Genomic DNA, 18,489 nt, shown 5'->3' on the forward strand with positions numbered 1-18,489 from the left:
TGTTCTATGGGCGGTTCGGGGCCTGGACGTCAGACGGCGACGGTCTGCAGTGCACCCGTGGGTGCCGGCGCGGGCCGACGTGCGGTGACGGCCGCGATCACCATGACGACGAGAGCTGCTGCCGTGATCGCGGCGCCGATCCAGATGGGGGACGTGTAGCCGAGTCCCGCGGCGATGCCGAGACCGCCGGCCCAGGCGCCGAGTGCGTTTCCGACGTTGAACGCACCGATGTTCGCGCCCGACGCGAGGGTCGGGGCTCCGCCGGCGTAGTGCATGATGCGGCTCTGCAGCCCAGGCACCGTGCCGAAGCCGAAGGCGCCCATCAGCACGAGGATCCCGATCGTGAGGGGCTGCGACCACGCGAAGAAGCCGAACAGCACGAGCACCACGACGAGGGCTGCGATGAAGATCAGGAGGGTGCGGTCGATCGAGCGGTCGGCCAGTCGTCCGCCGATCCAATTGCCGGCCACGAGCCCCACGCCGAAGAGCACGAGCAGCCACGGAACCGTGGTGTCCGCGAAGCCCGTGACACCCGTGAGCGTGTACGCGATGTAGGTGAAGGCGCCGAACATGCCGCCGAACGCGAGTGCGGTGACGACGAGCGAGAGCCAGACCTGGCCTGAGCGGAAGGCACGGAGCTCGCTCCGAAGGCTGACCTGCTGACCGGTGACCTTCGGGGCCGTGACGAGGAGCGCGATGCCCGCGAACGCGGCCACGCCGATGGCCGAGATCACCCAGAAGGTCGAGCGCCAGCCGAACTGCTGGCCGAGGAACGTGCCGAAGGGAACGCCGAACACGTTGGCGGCCGTGAGGCCGGTGAACATGATCGCGATCGCCCGCGCTTTCTTCTCGGGAGCGACGAGCTCGGCGGCGACCACCGAGCCGATGCCGAAGAACGCGCCGTGGCACAGGGCGGCGATGATGCGGCCGATCATGGCGGTCGTGTAGTCCGGGGCGAGCGCGGTGAGGGCGTTGCCCGCGATGAACAGCACGACGAGTCCGAGCAGCACGGGCTTGCGCGGGAGCCGAGTCGTGGCGGCGGTGAGGCCGAGAGCGCCGACGACCACGCTCAGCGCGTAGCCCGAGATGAGCCAGCCGGCCGTGGCCTCTGTGACGCCGAAGTCGGTGGCGACCTCGGGAAGAAGGCCCATGATCACGAACTCGGTGAGTCCGATCCCGAAGGCGCCGATGGCGAGTGCGATGAGTCCGAGTGGCATGGGTGCGCTCCGAAGTCCTCTGCTAAAGTAGTTGCAGACGCGGGATATTGCGTCCGAGGGATAATCATTGCACACGCAAGTATCCCGCGCAAGCAACTACTTCGGAGGTCACTGTGGGCATCTCAGACGACGCTGTCGAGATCCGGGCGCGGGGCTGGCGCACGCTCGCCGCTCTGCACGGCATCATCGAGGCCGACCTCGAGAAGGCGCTCGGCGCATCGGTGGGACTCTCCGTCGTCGAGTACACGGTGCTCGACGCGCTCAGCAGGCAGGACGGCTGGCACATGCGGATGCAGCAGCTCGCCCGCGCAACGGCCCTGAGTCCGAGCGCGACCACGCGGCTCGTGACACGTCTCGAAGACCGGGGGCTGCTCACCCGTATCCTCTGCGCCGACGACCGTCGAGGCATCTACACCGAGCTCACCCCTGCCGGCCTGTCGCTGTACGAGCAGGCGCACCCGATCCATGACGACACCCTCGAACGCGCGCTCAGCGATGCGGTGACCCAGCCCGAGCTCGCGCCGGTCGTGCACGCTCTGCAGGGTTCGACGGTCGACGCCTAGTCGCCGGCGATCGGGTCAGGAGCCCGCTCGTGCCACGGTGACCTGGATGCTCTTCATCAGCGGCTGGTCGCTCTGCACACTGAAGTCCTTGCGGCCGATCAGCACGTTCATCTCGGGCATGTAGCCGGCGGCGCTGCCGCGCGGAAGGTCGTACGCCACGGCGCGGAACGCCCTGAGCATCCGGGTCGAGCCGTCCTTTGACGTCGACACGATGTCGACGAGGTCGCCCTCGACGAGCCCGCGGTCGCGCATGTCGTCCTCGTGCAGGAAGACGAGCTCACGGAGGTTCTTCACCCCGCGATAGCGATCGTCGTTCGAGTAGATCGTGGTGTTCCACTGGTCGTGCGAGCGCACTGTCTGCAGCACCAGGGTCTCGGCGGACTCGGGGATGACGTCCGGCAGCGGCGCGAGCGAGAACTCCGCACGACCCGACGGCGTCTCGAACACGCGTTCCCTGGCGGGCTGTGGGATGCGGAAGCCGTGCTTGTCGCGGATGAGATCGTTGAATCCCTCGAAGCCCGGCAGCACCTTCGCCATCACGTCGCGGATGTTGCCGTAGTCGCCGATGTACCAGTCCCACGGGGTGGCCGTGTGCGGCAAGGTGGCCTTCGCGATCCCCGCGATGATCGCCGGCTCCGACTTCAGGTAGGCCGATGCCGGCTGCTTGCGCCCCATAGAGAGGTGCACCATGCTCATCGCATCCTCGACCGTGACGCCCTGCGGACCCTGCGACTGCTGGTCGCGCTCGGTGCGGCCGAGACAGGGCAGGATCAGCGCCTTCTCGCCGTGCACGAGGTGGCTGCGGTTGAGCTTCGTGCTCACCTGCACCGTGAGTCGGCACTTCTCGAGCCCCTGCGCGGTGAACGGGGTGTCCGGGGCCGCCAGTACGAAGTTGCCGCCCATGCCGACGAACACCTTGACCCGTTCGTCGTGCATCGCCTCGATGGTGCGGACGGTGTCGAGACCCGGGTGCCGCGGCGGATCGATGCGGCAGACGTCGGCGAGGCGATCGAGCCAGGCATCCGTCGGCCGGTGGTCGATGCCGCAGGTGCGGTTGCCCTGCACATTGCTGTGGCCGCGGATCGGTGAGGGTCCCGCACCCTGGCGGCCGATGTTGCCCCGCAGAAGCAGCAGGTTGACGATCTCGCGCACGGTGTCGACGCCGTGCTCGTGCTGGCTGACGCCGAGGCACCAGCTGATGATCGTGCGCTCCGCCGTGAGGTACACGGCGGCGGCTGCCCGGATCTGCTCCTCCGTCAGCCCCGACTGCGTGACCAGGTCTGCCCACGGCGTCGCCTCGACCAGCCCGCGATACTCCTCCGCGCCCTGGGTCAGGGCACCGAGGAACTCGCTGTCGAGCACCGACGGGTCATCCTCAGCGGCCTCGAACACCACCTTCGACATGCCGCGGATCAGTGCGAGGTCGCCCCCGGGGCGCACCTGCAGGTTCATGGTGCTCGTGCCCGTCGCCTTGAAGCGCGCCATGTCGACGAAGTCGTGCGGCACGATCGTGCGGGTGGCGCCGGCCTCGACGAGTGGATTGACGTGCACCACCTGGGCGCCGCGCTTCACCGCATCGGCGAGTGCCGTGAGCATGCGCGGAGCGTTGGATGCCGCGTTCACGCCGAGCACGAAGAGGGCGTCGCAGTCGTCCCAGTCGTTCATGTCGACCGTGCCCTTGCCCGTGGCGATCGACGCCTTGAGCGCCCGACCCGAGGCCTCGTGACACATGTTCGAGCAGTCGGGCAGGTTGTTCGTGCCGTATTCCCGCACCATCAGCTGGTAGAGGAACGTGGCCTCGTTGCTGAGTCGACCCGACGTGTAGAAGGCCGCCTCGTCGGGGCTGTCGAGGCTCTGCAGCTCGTCACCGACCAGGGCGAACGCGTCGTCCCACGAGATGGGCACATAGTGATCGGTGGCCGCATCGTAGGTCATCGGCTCGGTCAGACGACCCTGATCCTCGAGGTCGAAATCGGGCCAGGCGGCGAGCTCGGTGACCGTATGCTCGGCGAAGAAACGACGGTCGACGCGCTTGCGGGTCATCTCCCACGTCACATGCTTGATGCCGTTCTCGCAGATGTCGAGCTTGAGGTTGCCGAGATCGTCGGGCCACGCGCAACCGGGGCAGTCGTAGCCCGAGACCGGGTGGTTCATCTGCAGCATCGCGAGCGGACCGGCGATCGGCTCGCGCTGGTCGAGCACCACTCGCCCGACCGACACCGCCGCACCCCAACCGGCGGCCGGGTGACCGTAGGGCTTGCGCGACCAGGCCCGATCGGTGCGGGGGCCATAGCCGCCCTGACGCGGTTCTGCCGGCATGAGCCCGAAGGCCGTACCCGAGGTTCCCTGGCTATCGAGCATGGCTGGCTCCCTCCGCGACGGGCTCGGACGCGCCGGCCCCGTCACCATCGACACGCACCCGATGCGCGTGCGTGTAGATGTTCATGGATCGCCCTCGGACGAACCCGACGAGCGTCACCCCCGACTCGTCAGCGAGATCGGCGGCAAGCGACGAGGGAGCAGAGACCGCACTCAACAGCGGGATGCCCGCCATCGCCGCCTTCTGCACCAGTTCGAAGCTCGCCCGCCCCGACACCTGCAGGATCTGCCGGCGCAGGGGAAGCCTGTCGTTCAGCAGCGCCCAGCCCACCACCTTGTCGACCGCATTGTGCCGACCGACGTCCTCGCGCAGCACGAGCATCTCGCCGGTGTCGGCATCGAACAGCGCGGCAGCATGCAGGCCGCCGGTCTTGTCGAACGCCGCCTGCTCGGCGCGCAGCCGGTCGGGGAACGCCGCGATCTGCTCCGGTTCGATCCGGATGTCGTCCTTGACGATCGGATGCTGCGACACGGTGCGCACGGCATCGATGCTCGCCTTGCCGCACACCCCGCAGGAGCTGGTCGTATAGAAGCGCCGAGCAGCGTCGGGGTCAGGGAGCGCGACTCCGTGCGCGAGGCTGATGTCGAGCACGTTGTAGGTGTTCTCCTGGCCGCCGGTGCCCGGGCCACCGCAGTGGATCGCGGAGTGGAAGTCGGAGGTCTGCGCGACGATCCCCTCGGACACGAGAAAACCCGCTGCCAGCTCGACGTCATGACCCGGAGTGCGCATCGTCACCGCGAGCGGCGCACCGGCGACTCTGATCTCGAGCGGCTCCTCGACGGCGAGCGTGTCGGCGCGACGATTCGCACCCTCGCCGAGGATGAGCTTCAGAATCGGTCTCCGCGTCGTGATCCGCCCCACACGAGCGAGCGTACCCCGAGGATCACGAGATCGGACCGATCCGTGATCGAGGGCGCGATACCTGGGTAGCCTAGGCGCATGAGCGCGCCCCGCAACGCACGACGGACCCCCGCCGCCCTCGCCATGGCGGCGATCGTCGCCCTGGCACTGACCGCCTGCACCGGCGGCGGCGGGGAGGACGGCACCACGAGCGACGGCGGACAGGGCTTCCCCGACGACGGCTGCACGCACATCGCGGTCGCGACCTCATCGGAGAAGGTCAACATGCTCGACGAGCTGGCCAAGGCGTTCAAGGACTCGCCCGAGCACGAGGGGCTCGAGACCTGCGCCACCGTGCGGCCGACCAACGTCTCCTCGGGCAACGCGACGCGCTTCCTCACCTCGGGCGACGACTGGCCGAGCGACGACAGATCGCTGTGGCCGACACTGTGGTCTCCGGCATCCACCGTCTGGACCGACCGCGTCGCCGCCGCTGCGTCAGCCGGCCTCGTGGGCGAGCCGAAGTCGTTCACCCGCACCCCCGTCGTGTTCGGCATGCCCGAGCCGATGGCCACCGCGCTCGGCTGGCCGAACACCCCGATCAGCATCACGGACCTCGAGAACCTCTGCCAGGACCCCGCCGGATGGGGCAGCGTCGGCAAGGACATCTGGGGTGCGTTCAAGATCTCGAAGACCAACCCGAACACCTCCACCACGGGCCTCTCTACGATCCTCATGCAGTCGTACGAGGCGACCGGCAAGGCCGAGGGCCTCACCTCCGCCGACGTCGAGGCCTCGGCCGACTTCTCCCGCGTGTTCGAGGAGTGCGTCATCCACTACGGCGACACCACGGGGAACGTGCTGTCGACGCTCTATGACGAGACCCAGAACGGCTCGAACGGCTCGGCCTACGTCTCGGCCGTCGCGCTGGAGGAGACGTCGCTGCTCAACTACAACCAGGGAAACCCCGACTCGCACACCGTGCAGCCTGGTGAGACCCTGACCCCGCCGAAGACGAAGCTCGTCGCCGTCTATCCCGCGGGCGGATCCATGTGGTCCGACAACCCGATCACCGTGCTGGGGGCCGACTGGGTCACCGCCGAGCAGCGCACCGCCGGCGAGGCGTTCGCCGAGTTCGTGCAGACCACGGCGGCGCAGAAGATCCTCCCCGACTACGGATTCCGCCCGCTCGACGACTCGGTGCCGCTGGGCGATCTGTTCACGGCGAAGTTCGGTGTGGACCCGGCGCAGCCCGCCGTCACCCTGCCGAAGCCCGAGGTCGACGTGATCTCGACAGCGATCGACCAGTGGACGCAGGTGCGCAAGCCTTCGTCGGTGCTCGAGCTCATCGACATCTCGGGCTCGATGGACGACCCGATCGGCGACGGACGTTCGCGCCTCGACGGGGCGATCGAGGGTGCGCAGTCGACGCTGAACCACTTCCGCCCGACCGATGAGATCGGCGTCTGGGCGTTCACCACCGGCATCTCCTCCGATGAGGGCGAGGGCATCCAGGTGCTCCGCGATGTCAGCGCCCTCGGATCGGATGGCGAGAAGCTCGACTCGTCGCTCGACGACCTCCGGTACGCGCAGCGCAACGGCACACCTCTCTACGACTCGATCCTGCTCGCCTACGAAGCGATGAGCGAGCGGGCCGAACCAGGGCGCATCAACGCGATCGTCGTGCTGTCGGATGGCGAGGACACCGACTCGAGCATCTCGCTCGACTCGCTCATCGCGAAGATCGGCAAGAGCACGAAGGAGGGCGGCGACGATGCTCCCGTGCGTATATTCCCGATCGCGTATGGAGAGGGCGCGGACACATCCGCTCTGCAGCGCATCGCCGAAGTGACGGGCGGTCAGCTCTTCGACGCCTCGAACGCCGAGCGCATCGACCTCGTGTTCGCCTCCGTCATCAACAACTTCTGAGGGTCGCGATGCCGTATCTCGCAGCGTCCGACAACCCCTGGATCGATGATGCCGTCGAAGGCATATCCGGGCAGAACATCTACGTCGACCCCGACGTGTCCGGCGGCCAAGCCCTGACCGACGCTCTCTCCGGCGTCGTCCCGGGCGACGGCTCGATCGCGGTGGTCGTGCTCCCTGCGGATGCTGCGCGTGACACCCCGTACAACACCTACATCCTCGATCAGCTCACCGCGGGCGCGAGCCAGAAGACCGTGATCGTCGCGATCGGCGACGATCTGCAGGCGGCGTCCTCGGCGATCCCGAGCGATGACGCGCTGCGCATCGCGAACGAGAACGAGACGTCGGGTGGGAGCCTGCAGGATCAGCTCGTCGAAACGGTGCAGGAGATCTCCGCAGAGACGCCGACGTCATCGGGCGAGGGCGCCTTGGTCGCCAACCCCGTGATCCCGCTCGTGATCGGCGGGGTCGTGCTCGTCGCGGCCGCCGTGACGGCTTTCGGTCTCATCGCGCGACGGCGACGTCGCACGACACCGGCCTCGACGGATCCGGTGCCCGCCGGCATCCGGCTGCGGGTGAACCGCCTGCGCGAGCTCGGCGCCGACTACGCCGCCGTGCCGGGCAGCCCTGTCGCTGCCGAGACCGCCGCGGGAATCGACGCCCTCGCCTCGCACGTCGAGCAGCTGTTCATCCGCCTCGATGCCAAAGCGGGCGAGGACCAGAGCGTGCTCGCCGAAACCGAGTACTCCGACAAGCTCGCCCGCCTCGTCGCCGCCCTCGATCGCGAGTACCTGCTCGACCTGCTCACCCGGCCCGACCTGTGGGACGCCCCCGACGAGCGCATCGGCGAGGTGCGTGAGGCACTGTCGTCGGTGACCACCCAGATCGTCGACAACATCAAGCAGGTCAATGCCCGCAAGGGACTGCTGTTCCAGGTGTCGCTCGACTCGCTCATCGGTCGCAGCGAGCTGCGCGATTGGGAGCGTCAGTTCAAACAGAGCTCCGGCGACTAGTCACCGCTCAGCGCCGCGGAACGGCGGCGTCGACGACACGACCGTCGACGAGGTGCAGCACCCCGTGCATGCGCGGGAGGTGCACGAGGTCGTGGGTCACGAGCAGCGTCGACGTGTTCCGCTCGTCGGTGAGCCGCAGGATGAGGTCGATGATCGCGGCCCCACGTTCTTGATCGAGCGCGCTGGTGGGCTCATCGACCAGGAGCACACTCGGATCGTTCATCAGTGCTCGGGCGATGTTGACGCGCTGACGCTGTCCGCCGGAGAGCTGGTGCGGCCTCTTGTGACGATGATCGGCGAGGCCGACCGCGACGAGCAGCTCATCCGCACGAGCGGACGCCTTCGCGCGATGGCGCCGGCTGTGCGGGGCCCCGAGCTCGTTCATGACGCTCAACTGCTCACGGGCAGTCAGCGAGGGGATGAGGTTGGGCTGTTGAAAGACGATCCCGATCCGATCCCGCCTGAGACGCGTGGCCTCGGCCGGGCTGAGAGCCGTGACGTCGCTCCCGTCGATGAGGATCTCACCGGAGTCCGGGCGCAGAAGGGTGCCGGCGACGGCCAGCAGACTCGATTTGCCCGAGCCGCTGGGCCCGGTGATGCCGGTGACGGTTCCGGGGTGGGCGCTGAGGGAGACGCCGTCGACGGCGGTCACCCGCGAGTCGCCGTCGGGGAAGGTCAGGGTGATGTCGTTCAGGCGGATCATCGGTTGCTCCCGAGGGCGGTGAGGGGGTCGGCGGACGTGACGGAGCGCAGGGCGAAGGCGGCGCCTGCGAGGCCCAGGGCGATCATGATGCCGCCCGGAAGGATCGTCGTGACGGGGCTCAGCAGGAACGGAAGGGCGGTGCCGGCGAGCAGCCCGAGCACGGTGACGAGCCCCAGACCGATGCCGATGCCCACGAGCAGCACGATCAGCGCCTGCCCCAGTGCGTCGCGGATCAGGGATCGCGTGCTCGCGCCGAGCGCCTTGAGGACGGCGACATCGCCCTTGCGCTGCATGGTCCACACGGTGAAGAAGGCCCCGATGACGAGTCCCGAGATACCGAACAGCATGGCCACCATGAGCAGGAGCGATCCGATCTCGGAGCGGAAGGCGCTCAGCGCCGTCAGCGACCCGAGTGTGGTCTCCGAGGTCGTGTCGTTCGCCGTATCCGCGGCATCCCAGTCGGGGGCGCCCGTGACAGCGAGGACCGTGGCGTAGGCGTCGGGGTTTCCGGTGGAGGCCGAGTACGCCTGCCAGTCGTGCAGGGTCATCTGCACGACCGGAGTGTGGCTGTACCAGGCATCCCCCTCGATCGTCTCGATGTCGTAGGAGACGCCGGCGATCTCGATCTGCTCTCCCACCTTCACGGCGAGCGCATCCGCGGCGGGCACCGACAGGCGCAGCTGGCCATCGCCCGAGGGCGCACCCGCGTCGAAGCCCGGCTCGACACCGAACACCGCGATCGCGGCACGGGTGTCGTGGGTCTCGGCGCGGGTCTGGCTGATGCCGAGGGGGCGCGCCTCGCTCACACCGGCCGTCGCCGCCCAGTCCTTCGCCTGCTGCTCGGTGATGGCGGAGTCCGCGAAGCTCGCCCCACCATCGCCGCCTGAGGGGGCGGAGAACACGATGCGGTCTGCAGGGAGCGCGAGCACACCCGAGACGTTCTGGATTGCGAGGCCTCCCGTCAGGCCGCTGAGGAACCCCACGAGAAGGGTGATGAGGGCGACGACGGAGCCGATGAGGATGAATCGCCCCTTGGCGAAGCGGAGATCGCGTAACGCGACGAACATGGTGTGGCCTTTCCTGTCGCCGATGCGGCGACCATTCCACTTTCGCCGTCGGCGTCGTCACGGTCATCGGCCACCGGGACGGGCTTTCGCGACCAGGATGAGGACGCCGCGATCGTCCTTTCGGACGATGCCACCGCTCGGTGCGGCGGCGTAGAGTTCGATCCATGGCGCATACCGCTCTGACCCCGGTGTTCGTGGGTCTGCGGACGGGTCTTCACGTTCTCTTCTTCGCCCTGACAGGGGTCGTCATCGCCCGTGCGGTGCTCGACCCGTCGGATTCGAGCGTCGCCGCGATCGTCCTCGCCGTGATCGTCGCGGCGACATACGCATCGGGGATCCTCCTCACTCGCGTCTCCGCCGGGCGACGGCTGATCTCACTGATCTGGCTGGCAGTGCTCTCGGCGGAATGGCTGGGGCTGCTCTGGGTGAGTGCCGATGCCGCCTACCTCGTCTTTCCGCTGTTCTTCCTGTTCCTGCACCTACTCGGGCGTTGGGCAGGATCCGCCGCGATCCTCGCGGCGACGATCATCGCGGTCTACGCACTCGGCATCCACGGCGGGTGGAGCGTCGGCGGCATCGTCGGTCCGTTCGTCGGCGCCGGCGTCGCCCTCCTGATCGGCCTCGGCTACCAGGCTCTCGCTCGAGAGGCGCAGCAGCGCGAAGCGCTGGTCACCGAGCTGCTCGCGACCCGCGGGCAGCTCGCCGCACGGGAGCATGAATCAGGCGTCCTCGCGGAGCGCGCCCGGCTCGCCCGCGAGATCCACGACACGCTCGCGCAAGGGCTCTCCAGCATCCAGATGCTCCTGCACGCCGCGGAACGCGTCGACGACACGCGCCCGGGGATCGAGCACATCCGGCTCGCGCGCGAGACGGCCGCCGCGAACCTCGTCGAGGCGCGACGGTTCATCCGCGAGCTGACACCTCCGCAGCTCGACGACCAGACCCTCGGCGGGGCGCTGCGTCGACTGGCCCGCACGCAGTGGGCGACGCAGGGGCTCGACGTGCAGGTGCGGGTGTCCGACACGATCGTCCTGCCCATGCACCTGCAGACGGCACTGCTGCGCATCACGCAGGGTGCGATCGCCAATGTCATCCAGCACGCTCACGCCACAACCGCGACGGTCACCATCAGCGTCGACGGCGAACGCCTCCACTTCACGGTCGAAGATGACGGCACCGGATTCGATGCGGAGCTCCCTGCATCGGGGACCGCCGAGAAGTCCGATTCCTTCGGTCTGCGCGCCACCGCCGAGAGGGTTCAGCAGCTGGGCGGCAGGCTCGAGATCGACACTGCGTCGGGGCGCGGAACGACACTCACGGTAGACCTTCCGCTCACGGAGTTCGCATGATCCGCCTCGTCATCGCCGACGACCACCCCATCGTCCGTGCCGGGCTCACGGCCCTGTTCAGCCTCGAGCCGGACCTCGAGGTGGTCGCCGAGGCATCGACACCCGACGAGGCCGTCGCCAGCGCCGAGCGCGAGAACCCCGACGTGGTGCTGATGGATCTGCAGTTCGGTTCCCACTCCCAGGCCACGGGCGTGGACGCCACTCGACGCATACGTGCGCTGGAAGCTCCGCCCTACGTGCTCGTGCTCACGAACTACGACTCGGATGCCGACATCCTCGGCGCTGTCGAAGCCGGTGCGAGCGGCTACCTGCTGAAAGACGCCCCGCCGCACGAGTTGACCGCCGCCGTACGCGCGGCGGCCGCCGGAGAGAGCGCGCTCGCACCGGTGATCGCCTCCCGCCTGCTGGATCGCATGCGGGCGCCGCGCGTCAGCCTCAGCAGCCGCGAGATCGAGGTGCTCGAGCTCGTCGGCGCCGGACGATCGAACAGCGAGGTGGCAGAGCAGCTCTTCGTCAGCGAGACGACCGTGAAATCGCATCTCGCACACATCTTCTCGAAGCTCGACGTCAGCTCACGCACCGCCGCGGTCTCGGAGGCACGCCGGAAGGGGATCCTCCGCTGAGACCTGGAGCATCCCGACAGATTCCCTCTGCAGATGTCAATCAATCACCGATGAGCGCGGTGGGCACCCGCATGCTCTTTCGCGCGGATGCAAGGGGCGTTCGCCATCGGCATCCAGGCCCCACACCGAGGCGATCGTCTTGAGGTGAAGACACGGTCCGGGGTCGCGCTCGTGCCGACTCGCTCCATCGCGGCGGCGAGCGCTGCGTGCGTATCGAGCTCTCCCGACTCCCAGGCTGCGGTCATCGCTGCCGTGAGCTCACTCTGAGTGAGACGACTGGCGATGTCATCCTCGAGGATGCCGGCGGCCACTGCCGCTTTCACCAGTCCCAGCGGCGCAGGCTCTTCGAAGTAGTCCCACTCCTCGAGGCCCAGACGCTCTTTCGTCTCCTCTAGCAGCTTCAGCGCATCCCAGATCTGCGTCTGCTCGGCCTCGGTCAGCTTCCCTGAGTGGATCAGATCGTGTGCCTCGGCATAGACGTCGTCGTCTCGTCGCAATCCGATGGTGATGATCTCGATCGTGCCGACATCGGCATGCATCTTGGCTCGGAAGATGACGCGGTAGGCACGCTGACACGCCTCCACGGTGTTGAACCCCACGAGGTTCGTCCTCCCGCGGTTCGACAGACGGTGCTTCCCCTCAGGAGAGGCGAAGAGCCCGGCGATCGTGTCGAAGACCGTCTCCCGTTCTGATACGTTCACGTTCGCAATGAGCCAGTCGATGCTCTCTTGGGTGAACGTCACCTCTGCCTGGTCGTCAGGGAAACGCTCACCCGGCTGCAAGCAGTCGCTCCCTCGCATCATCGATCGTGAGCATCGTCGAGCGATCCGCCACCAGATCGGCCGCGATGCTCTGAACCTTGAGCTCGGCATCGCGCAGAAGGCGGCGCTGCTCGTCGTACTCGGCCGCGGACACCACGACCGCGACCGGCTTGCCGTGGCTGGTCAGCTTCACCGGCCGCTCCTGCGCCTCGGAAGTGAGGAAGCCGACGCCTCGTCTGGCTGCGACTGTCGAAGACATCGTGAGCGGCTGGATCGTGGTCATGACACCACTTTACGCTGAAATATGTATAAGTGTGTAGAAATATTCCGGTATGTGCTGACCTGCGAAGCCCGCGCTCCATCCACGGGACACCGTGCAGCTGCACGAGAGGCAGCGCGGCCGGCAGCACCGGGATCGCGATGAGCCAGAGACGTCGAGGCTGCATGCGCAGCGTCGACGTGGGGCCCTCGTAGCCGCTGGATAGGCTGTGGCGCATGACAGACGATGTTCGCAATGTGCTCGAAGCTCTCTCGACGGTCGAGGAGCACTGGCAGCCTCATCGGTTGACGAGCATCAACGACTACGACGTGAAGGTCGTCAAGATCAAGGGCGAGTTCGTCTGGCACACTCACCCGGACACCGACGAGCTCTTCATGGTCGTGAGCGGCCAGCTGACGATTCAACTCCGGGACCGGGACGTCGTCTTGAACGCGAATGACGTGTTCGTCGTCCCGCGCGGGGTGGAGCACTGCCCGAAGGCGGCAGACGAGGTGCAGGCGATCCTGTTCGAGCCGAAAGGCACCGTGAACACCGGTGATGCCGGGGGCGACATGACCTCTCAGCTGCAGGAACTCGACTGACGAGCGACGCCTCCGAGCTCCCGGCCGTTCAGGCGGCAGGCGCCGCGGTCGAGGCGCGCACGATCAGCTGCGACCCGAGCGTCACGACGTCGTCGATCGCGGTGCCGTTCATCGCCTGCAGGAGCAGATCGACGGCGAGCGCGCCGCTGCGCTCGATCGGCATCCGCACCGTCGTGAGCGCGGGCGTGACCGCACCCGCCAGATCGATGTCGTCGATGCCGACGATGCTGATGTCGGTCGGGCACCGCTTGCCGAGCTCGAGCAGTCCGGCCTCCAGCCCCAGGGCGACGAGGTCGTTGTAGGCGATCACAGCCGTGGCGCCGCTCGCCGCCGCGGGGGCGGCAGCAGCCCGGCCACCCTGAATCGACGCGGCGTGGTGGCTGAGCCCGGTGAGGCGGATGCCGTGGCGCTCGCACGCCCGGGCGACCGTGTCGGCGCGGCGCACGTCTGCCCAGGACCCCCGAGGGCCGGCGGCATAGGCGATGTGCGTGTGGCCGAGCGCGGCGAGGTGCTCGATGGCCTGGGCCGGCCCGTGCTCTGTGTCCATCAGCACGCAGGGCGCGCCGTCGATCTGGCGGTTTACCACGACGTAGGGGGTGTCTCCGACAAGGTCGAGTACGTCGGCGTCGGGCAGACGCGGTGAGCACAACAGCATCCCGTCGAGCTTGCGGGCCTGCTCGATCTGCTCGCGTTCGCGGCGCAGGTCTTCGTCGGCGTCGAAGAGCACGATGCGGTGGCGCCCGTGCCACGCCTGCCCCTGGATCGCTTTGAGCAGAGTGGCGTAGACGGGGTTCGAGACGTCGGGAACGACGACCCCGAACGTGCGCGTCGCGGTGGCCGATTGCGACGCCGCGTAGCCCAGCTCTCCTGCGGCCTCGAGGACGCGGCCGAGCGTGTTCGGGGCGAGTCGGTCCGGTTCTCCGAACGCACGCGAGGCGGTCGCGATGGACACGCCTGCGCGTCGTGCCACATCCGTCAGCGTCGCTGCCATCTCGATCTCCCGCCCTTGCACGCAATCCTACGATCCTCGACCTCCATGTAAAACTGCTTGACAAGTTTGTACAAACACTGCACACTGATTTTCATGACGATCAACGCCGATCACCCTCAGCGGTGTGCGGCCCCGAGCGAAGGAGCCACCGCGTGAGCACTTCAGCACCGGCCCTGCGCCGCACGACCTCTGCGACCGCATCCCCTCTGGTCGCCCCGACCGCTGCAGGCATCCTGCACCTCGGACTCGGCAGCTTCCACCGCGCACACCAGGCCGTCTACACCGCAGCCGCATTGCAGTCCGCCGGCGGCGACTGGGGAATCATCGGCGTAGCCTCGCGTTCGCGCTCCATCGTCGACGCGATGCACGCCCAGGACATGCTGTATTCGGTCGCGACCATCGCCCCCGGCACCACGTCGCTGACCATCCCCGGCGTGCACACCGACGCCTTCGTCGGCGGCGAGCAGCCCGAACGCGTCGTCGCGCAGATCGCCGACCCCGGCATCCGCATCGTGACCCTCACCGTCACAGAGAACGGCTACAGCTACTCCCCCGCGACACAGCACCTCGACCTCGACGACGACACCGTGCGCTCCGACCTGCGCGGAGGCGTCGCTCGCTCGACCATCGGCCAGCTGGCGCGGGGCCTGCAGGCCCGTGCCGCGGCCGGCGGGTCACCGATCTCGATCCTGAGCTGCGACAACCTGTCATCGAACGGCGCTCACACCGAGAAGCTCGTCCGCGAGTTCCTGCACGAGCTCCCCGGTTCCGAGGGCGCAGACACGCTCGCGTTCCTCGACCGTTCGGTGTCGTTCCCCTCGAGCATGGTCGACCGCATCGTGCCGTCGACCACCGCCGAGCTGCGCACCCGCGTCAGCGCCCTGCTCGGCGCCCGTGACGACATCCCCGTGCCCGCCGAGCCGTTCACGATGTGGGCGATCGAAGACCGCTTCGCCGGCGGTCGCCCCGCGTGGGAGGCCGGCGGCGCCGTGTTCACCGACGAGGTCGGGCGCTACGAGCAGATGAAGGTGCGGCTGCTGAACGGCACCCACTCCCTCATCGCCTACCTCGGCGCACTCAGCGGTGTCGGCACGATTCCCGAGGCCATCGGACTCGACGGCATCGAGAGCGCGGCGCGTGCCGTGTTGCGCGGCGAGTACGAGCCCTCGATCGAGGTGCCCTCGGGTGTCGACATCCGCGCCTACGAGGCCGAGCTTTTCGAGCGCTGGGCCAACAGCGCCCTCGGCCACCGCACGAGCCAGGTCGGCACGGACGGATCGGTCAAGCTGCGCCAGCGCATCCCCGAGCCCGCCCTTCGCGCGCTGGGCCTCGGCGAGATGCCGCACCTGATCGCGCTCACCGTCGCCGGCTACCTGTCGTGCATCGCTCCGCTGCCCGGCTTCGACCCCGGCCTGCACGCCGCCGCGATGACCGACGGCGCCCGCGAACGACTGGCCGGATACGCGGAGGCCGCCCGCAACGGTCGCGAGCTGGCACAGCGCGTGATCGGCGAACTGCACCTGTTCGGTGATGGACTCGGATCTCAGGATGCGTTCATCGCCCGCGTCGGCGAACTCGTCGACATCATCCAGCGACGCGGCGTCGATGCCGCGATCGCCGATGCCGTCTCGGCATCCCAGACAAGCACATCATCATCGACCAGCACGAAGGAGATGCAGCCATGAAGGCTCTCGCCATCCACGGTAAAGAAGACATCCGCTGGGAGGATCGCGAGGTCCCGACCCCCGGCGACGGTGAGGTGCGCCTCCGGGTGAACTATGTCGGCATCTGCGGCTCCGACCTGCACTACTACTTCCACGGCGCCAACGGCGAGTACACGATCCGCGAGCCCCTGACCCCCGGTCACGAGCTGTCGGGGGTCGTCGACCTCGACCCGTCGGGTCGCCTCGAACCCGGCACTCCCGTCACCGTGCACCCCGCGCGCTACGGCCCCGAGGTCCCGGGCCTCGAGGACCGCCCGCACCTGCGCCCCGGCGGCGACTACTTCGGCAGCGCCGCGGCGAACCCGCACCGCCAGGGCGGAGCATCCGAACTGCTGATCGTCGAAGAGCAGATGATCCGCGTGCTCCCTGCATCCCTTCCGCTCGAGCGTGCAGCTCTCGCCGAGCCGCTGGCCGTCGCGATCCACGCCGTGAACCTCGCCGGAGACATCACCGGCAAGCGGGTGCTCGTGATCGGCGCCGGTCCCATCGGTCTCCTCGTCGTGGCCGCTGCGGTCAAGGCCGGTGCATCCGTCGTCGGCGCCAGCGATGTGCGCGCAGAGCCCCTCGGCCGGGCCGAGTCCCTCGGCGCGACCGAGGTCTCGCTCGTCGGCCGCGACACGATCGAGAACGAGTCGTACGACGTCGTCTTCGAATGCTCCGGCGTCGGGGTCGCGCTCACGCAGGCCGTACGGGCCGCTCGCCGAGCCGGAACCATCGTGCAGGTCGGGATGCTCCCGAACGCCGACATCGGAGTGAACCTCTCCCCGATGCTCGCGAAGGAGCTCACGATCCGCGGCGCCTTCCGCTTCTCCACCGAGATCGACGACGCGGTCGCCCTGCTGGCCGAGTCCGACGCCCTCGACTCCGTCATCTCTCACGTCCTCCCGGCATCCGACGCCGTCCAGGCGTTCGAGCTCGCTCGCGACTCGTCCGCCTCGGCGAAGGTCCTGCTCTCCCTCTAGTCATCCCCTCCGCGCCCCCGCGCAACTCACCTGTTCCTGGTCCGAAGGAGTACCTCCCATGTCAGAACCGCAGACGACGGCCACGGCCGCCGATCCCGCCGAGAAGAGGTCGGTCAAAGACCTCGTCCGCGCTGCCATCTCCGGGTGGCTCGGCACAGCGCTCGAGTTCATGGACTACCAGCTCTACTCGCTGGCCGCCGCACTCGTCTTCGCCGACCTGTTCTTCTCGTCCGAGAACCCGGCAGTCGCGGTCGTCGCCGCGATGGCCACCTACGGTGTCGGCTACGTCGCCCGCCCGGTCGGCGCGTTCTTCTTCGCGCGCCTCGGCGACAAGACCGGCCGCACGAAGGTGCTGTTCTACACGATCCTCCTGATGGGGCTCGCGACCACCCTCATCGGCTTCCTGCCGACGTACAACCAGGTGGGCGTGCTCGCGCCGATCCTGCTCGTGCTGCTGCGCATCGCGCAGGGCTTCGGTGCGGGCGCCGAGATCTCGGGCGCCGGCGTCATGCTGGCCGAGTACGCACCGGCCAAGCGCCGTGGCATCATCGCCTCGCTCGTCGCGCTAGGCACGAACTGCGGAACCCTGCTCGCGTCCGGCATCTGGGCCATCCTCCTCGTCGCGTACAGCGAACAGGAAGTCATCGACTGGGCATGGCGCATCCCGTTCATCGGCAGCGCGATCATCATGCTCTTCGCGATCTGGGTGCGCTTCAACCTCAAGGAGACCCCGGTCTTCGAGGAGCGCGACGACGTCGTCGACGGCAAGGCGCTCTCTCGTGAGGAGACGATCCAGCTCGCCACCGAGACCGGCGACGTGCGCACGCTCGAGGCGATGGAGCGCAAGCCCTGGAAGGCGTTCTCGATCGCTCTCCTGCTGCGCTTCGGCCAGGCCGGCAACTCGGGCATGATCCAGACGTACCTGATCAGCTACATCACCGTCGTGCTGCTGCTCGACCGCTCGATCGGCGTCAACGCCGTGATCGTCTCGTCGCTCGTCGCCTTCATCACCGTGCCGCTGTCGGGCTGGCTCGGTGACCGCTTCGGCCGCAAGCGCATGTACATGATCTGGTCGATCATCGCGCTCATCATCATCATCCCGACGATGCTCATGATCAGCAGCGGTGTCACGGTGCAGGTCTTCATCGGCTACGTCGTGCTGCACAACCTCGCGGTGATGAGCTTCGCATCGCTCGAGAACCTCACGCTCCCCGAGCTGTTCGGTTCGCGCAACCGCTACACGTTCACGGCCATGGCACGCGAGATCGCCGCCATCATCGCGACCGGCGCGGGCCCCGTCATCGCCGCCGCGTGGGTGTCGGCCGTCACCGGATCGTTCATCCCGATCATCATCATGCTGTTCATCTTCACGCTGAGCGCGCTGATCGCCTCGATCTGGATGCCCGAGGTCGCAGGCCGCGACCTGACGGACCCCCGCGACGCGATCTGATCGCCCGCGCATCACGACCAGGGGTGCGGACGCCCGAACGTCCGCACCCCACACCTCGC

Annotated in this window: 17 protein-coding genes; 9 read left to right on the top strand and 8 right to left on the bottom strand. The window is 68.1% G+C overall.

All coding sequences use genetic code 11. The features are described from left to right. Positions 1–29 precede the first annotated feature (29 nt). Entirely contained in the window at positions 30–1,217 is a 1,188-nt protein-coding gene (locus ACQ4LY_RS04820; protein ID WP_431074893.1) for an MFS transporter, read from the bottom strand. Between the two features lie 113 nt (positions 1,218–1,330). On the opposite strand from ACQ4LY_RS04820, the gene ACQ4LY_RS04825 reads away from it, so the two are divergent. Further along, a complete protein-coding gene (locus ACQ4LY_RS04825; RefSeq protein WP_431074895.1) occupies positions 1,331–1,780 on the top strand; it encodes a MarR family winged helix-turn-helix transcriptional regulator in 450 nt (149 codons plus the stop codon). Between the two features lie 15 nt (positions 1,781–1,795). Here the strand turns inward: ACQ4LY_RS04825 and ACQ4LY_RS04830 are convergent, their stop codons facing one another. Both ACQ4LY_RS04830 and fdhD read right to left on the bottom strand, forming a co-directional pair. Next, complete coding sequence (locus tag ACQ4LY_RS04830) at positions 1,796–4,141, bottom strand: FdhF/YdeP family oxidoreductase (protein ID WP_431074896.1); 2,346 nt, start codon at positions 4,139–4,141, stop codon at positions 1,796–1,798. Continuing rightward, a complete protein-coding gene (gene fdhD / locus ACQ4LY_RS04835) occupies positions 4,131–5,021 on the bottom strand; it encodes a formate dehydrogenase accessory sulfurtransferase FdhD (protein ID WP_431074897.1) in 891 nt (296 codons plus the stop codon). The genes ACQ4LY_RS04830 and fdhD overlap by 11 nt, the downstream gene beginning before the upstream one ends. 78 nt (positions 5,022–5,099) lie before the next feature. On the opposite strand from fdhD, the gene ACQ4LY_RS04840 reads away from it, so the two are divergent. Together ACQ4LY_RS04840 and ACQ4LY_RS04845 are read left to right on the top strand one after the other, a co-directional pair. Then, positions 5,100–6,929: a substrate-binding and vWA domain-containing protein gene (locus ACQ4LY_RS04840; RefSeq protein ID WP_431074898.1), complete on the top strand. Its 1,830-nt coding sequence runs from the start codon at positions 5,100–5,102 to the stop codon at positions 6,927–6,929. Positions 6,930–6,937: 8 nt separating this feature from the next. Next, positions 6,938–7,939: a hypothetical protein gene (locus ACQ4LY_RS04845; protein ID WP_431074899.1), complete on the top strand. Its 1,002-nt coding sequence runs from the start codon at positions 6,938–6,940 to the stop codon at positions 7,937–7,939. 7 nt (positions 7,940–7,946) lie between these two features. Here the strand turns inward: ACQ4LY_RS04845 and ACQ4LY_RS04850 are convergent, their stop codons facing one another. After that, complete coding sequence (locus ACQ4LY_RS04850) at positions 7,947–8,642, bottom strand: ABC transporter ATP-binding protein (protein ID WP_431074900.1); 696 nt, start codon at positions 8,640–8,642, stop codon at positions 7,947–7,949. Beyond that, positions 8,639–9,709, bottom strand: coding sequence for an FtsX-like permease family protein (locus ACQ4LY_RS04855; protein ID WP_431074901.1), 1,071 nt, complete (start codon positions 9,707–9,709; stop codon positions 8,639–8,641). Before ACQ4LY_RS04855 ends, ACQ4LY_RS04850 begins: the two co-directional genes overlap by 4 nt. Before the next feature lie 164 nt (positions 9,710–9,873). Between ACQ4LY_RS04855 and ACQ4LY_RS04860 the strand changes: the two genes are divergently transcribed. Both ACQ4LY_RS04860 and ACQ4LY_RS04865 read left to right on the top strand, forming a co-directional pair. Beyond that, positions 9,874–11,058, top strand: a complete 1,185-nt coding sequence (locus ACQ4LY_RS04860; protein WP_431074902.1) for a sensor histidine kinase — start codon at positions 9,874–9,876, stop codon at positions 11,056–11,058. Next, the gene (locus ACQ4LY_RS04865) at positions 11,055–11,681 is read left to right on the top strand and encodes a response regulator transcription factor (protein ID WP_431074903.1); all 627 of its coding nucleotides are present in this window, start codon (positions 11,055–11,057) and stop codon (positions 11,679–11,681) included. Before ACQ4LY_RS04860 ends, ACQ4LY_RS04865 begins: the two co-directional genes overlap by 4 nt. A 44-nt stretch (positions 11,682–11,725) precedes the next feature. On the opposite strand, the gene ACQ4LY_RS04870 is transcribed toward ACQ4LY_RS04865, so the two are convergent. Both ACQ4LY_RS04870 and ACQ4LY_RS04875 read right to left on the bottom strand, forming a co-directional pair. Next, entirely contained in the window at positions 11,726–12,424 is a 699-nt protein-coding gene (locus ACQ4LY_RS04870; protein ID WP_431074904.1) for a hypothetical protein, read from the bottom strand. Between the two features lie 25 nt (positions 12,425–12,449). Next, positions 12,450–12,725: a type II toxin-antitoxin system prevent-host-death family antitoxin gene (locus ACQ4LY_RS04875; protein WP_431074905.1), complete on the bottom strand. Its 276-nt coding sequence runs from the start codon at positions 12,723–12,725 to the stop codon at positions 12,450–12,452. A gap of 212 nt (positions 12,726–12,937) precedes the next feature. On the opposite strand from ACQ4LY_RS04875, the gene ACQ4LY_RS04880 reads away from it, so the two are divergent. Then, a complete protein-coding gene (locus ACQ4LY_RS04880; protein WP_431074906.1) occupies positions 12,938–13,303 on the top strand; it encodes a cupin domain-containing protein in 366 nt (121 codons plus the stop codon). A gap of 28 nt (positions 13,304–13,331) precedes the next feature. Here ACQ4LY_RS04880 and ACQ4LY_RS04885 read toward each other — a convergent pair whose 3' ends face one another. Beyond that, positions 13,332–14,294, bottom strand: coding sequence for a LacI family DNA-binding transcriptional regulator (locus ACQ4LY_RS04885; protein WP_431074907.1), 963 nt, complete (start codon positions 14,292–14,294; stop codon positions 13,332–13,334). A 152-nt stretch (positions 14,295–14,446) separates the two neighbouring features. Here ACQ4LY_RS04885 and ACQ4LY_RS04890 point away from each other — a divergent pair, with 152 nt between their 5' ends. The 3 genes from ACQ4LY_RS04890 to ACQ4LY_RS04900 are packed head-to-tail and all read left to right on the top strand — an operon-like array spanning position 14,447 to position 18,430. Then, positions 14,447–15,979: a mannitol dehydrogenase family protein gene (locus tag ACQ4LY_RS04890; RefSeq protein ID WP_431074908.1), complete on the top strand. Its 1,533-nt coding sequence runs from the start codon at positions 14,447–14,449 to the stop codon at positions 15,977–15,979. Further along, the gene (locus tag ACQ4LY_RS04895) at positions 15,976–16,980 is read left to right on the top strand and encodes an L-idonate 5-dehydrogenase (protein WP_431074909.1); all 1,005 of its coding nucleotides are present in this window, start codon (positions 15,976–15,978) and stop codon (positions 16,978–16,980) included. The genes ACQ4LY_RS04890 and ACQ4LY_RS04895 overlap by 4 nt, the downstream gene beginning before the upstream one ends. A 58-nt stretch (positions 16,981–17,038) precedes the next feature. Continuing rightward, entirely contained in the window at positions 17,039–18,430 is a 1,392-nt protein-coding gene (locus ACQ4LY_RS04900) for an MFS transporter (protein ID WP_431074910.1), read from the top strand. Positions 18,431–18,489 lie beyond the last annotated feature (59 nt).

The organism is Microbacterium phyllosphaerae, assembly GCF_050628115.1.
Lineage (GTDB): Bacteria > Actinomycetota > Actinomycetes > Actinomycetales > Microbacteriaceae > Microbacterium > Microbacterium phyllosphaerae_A.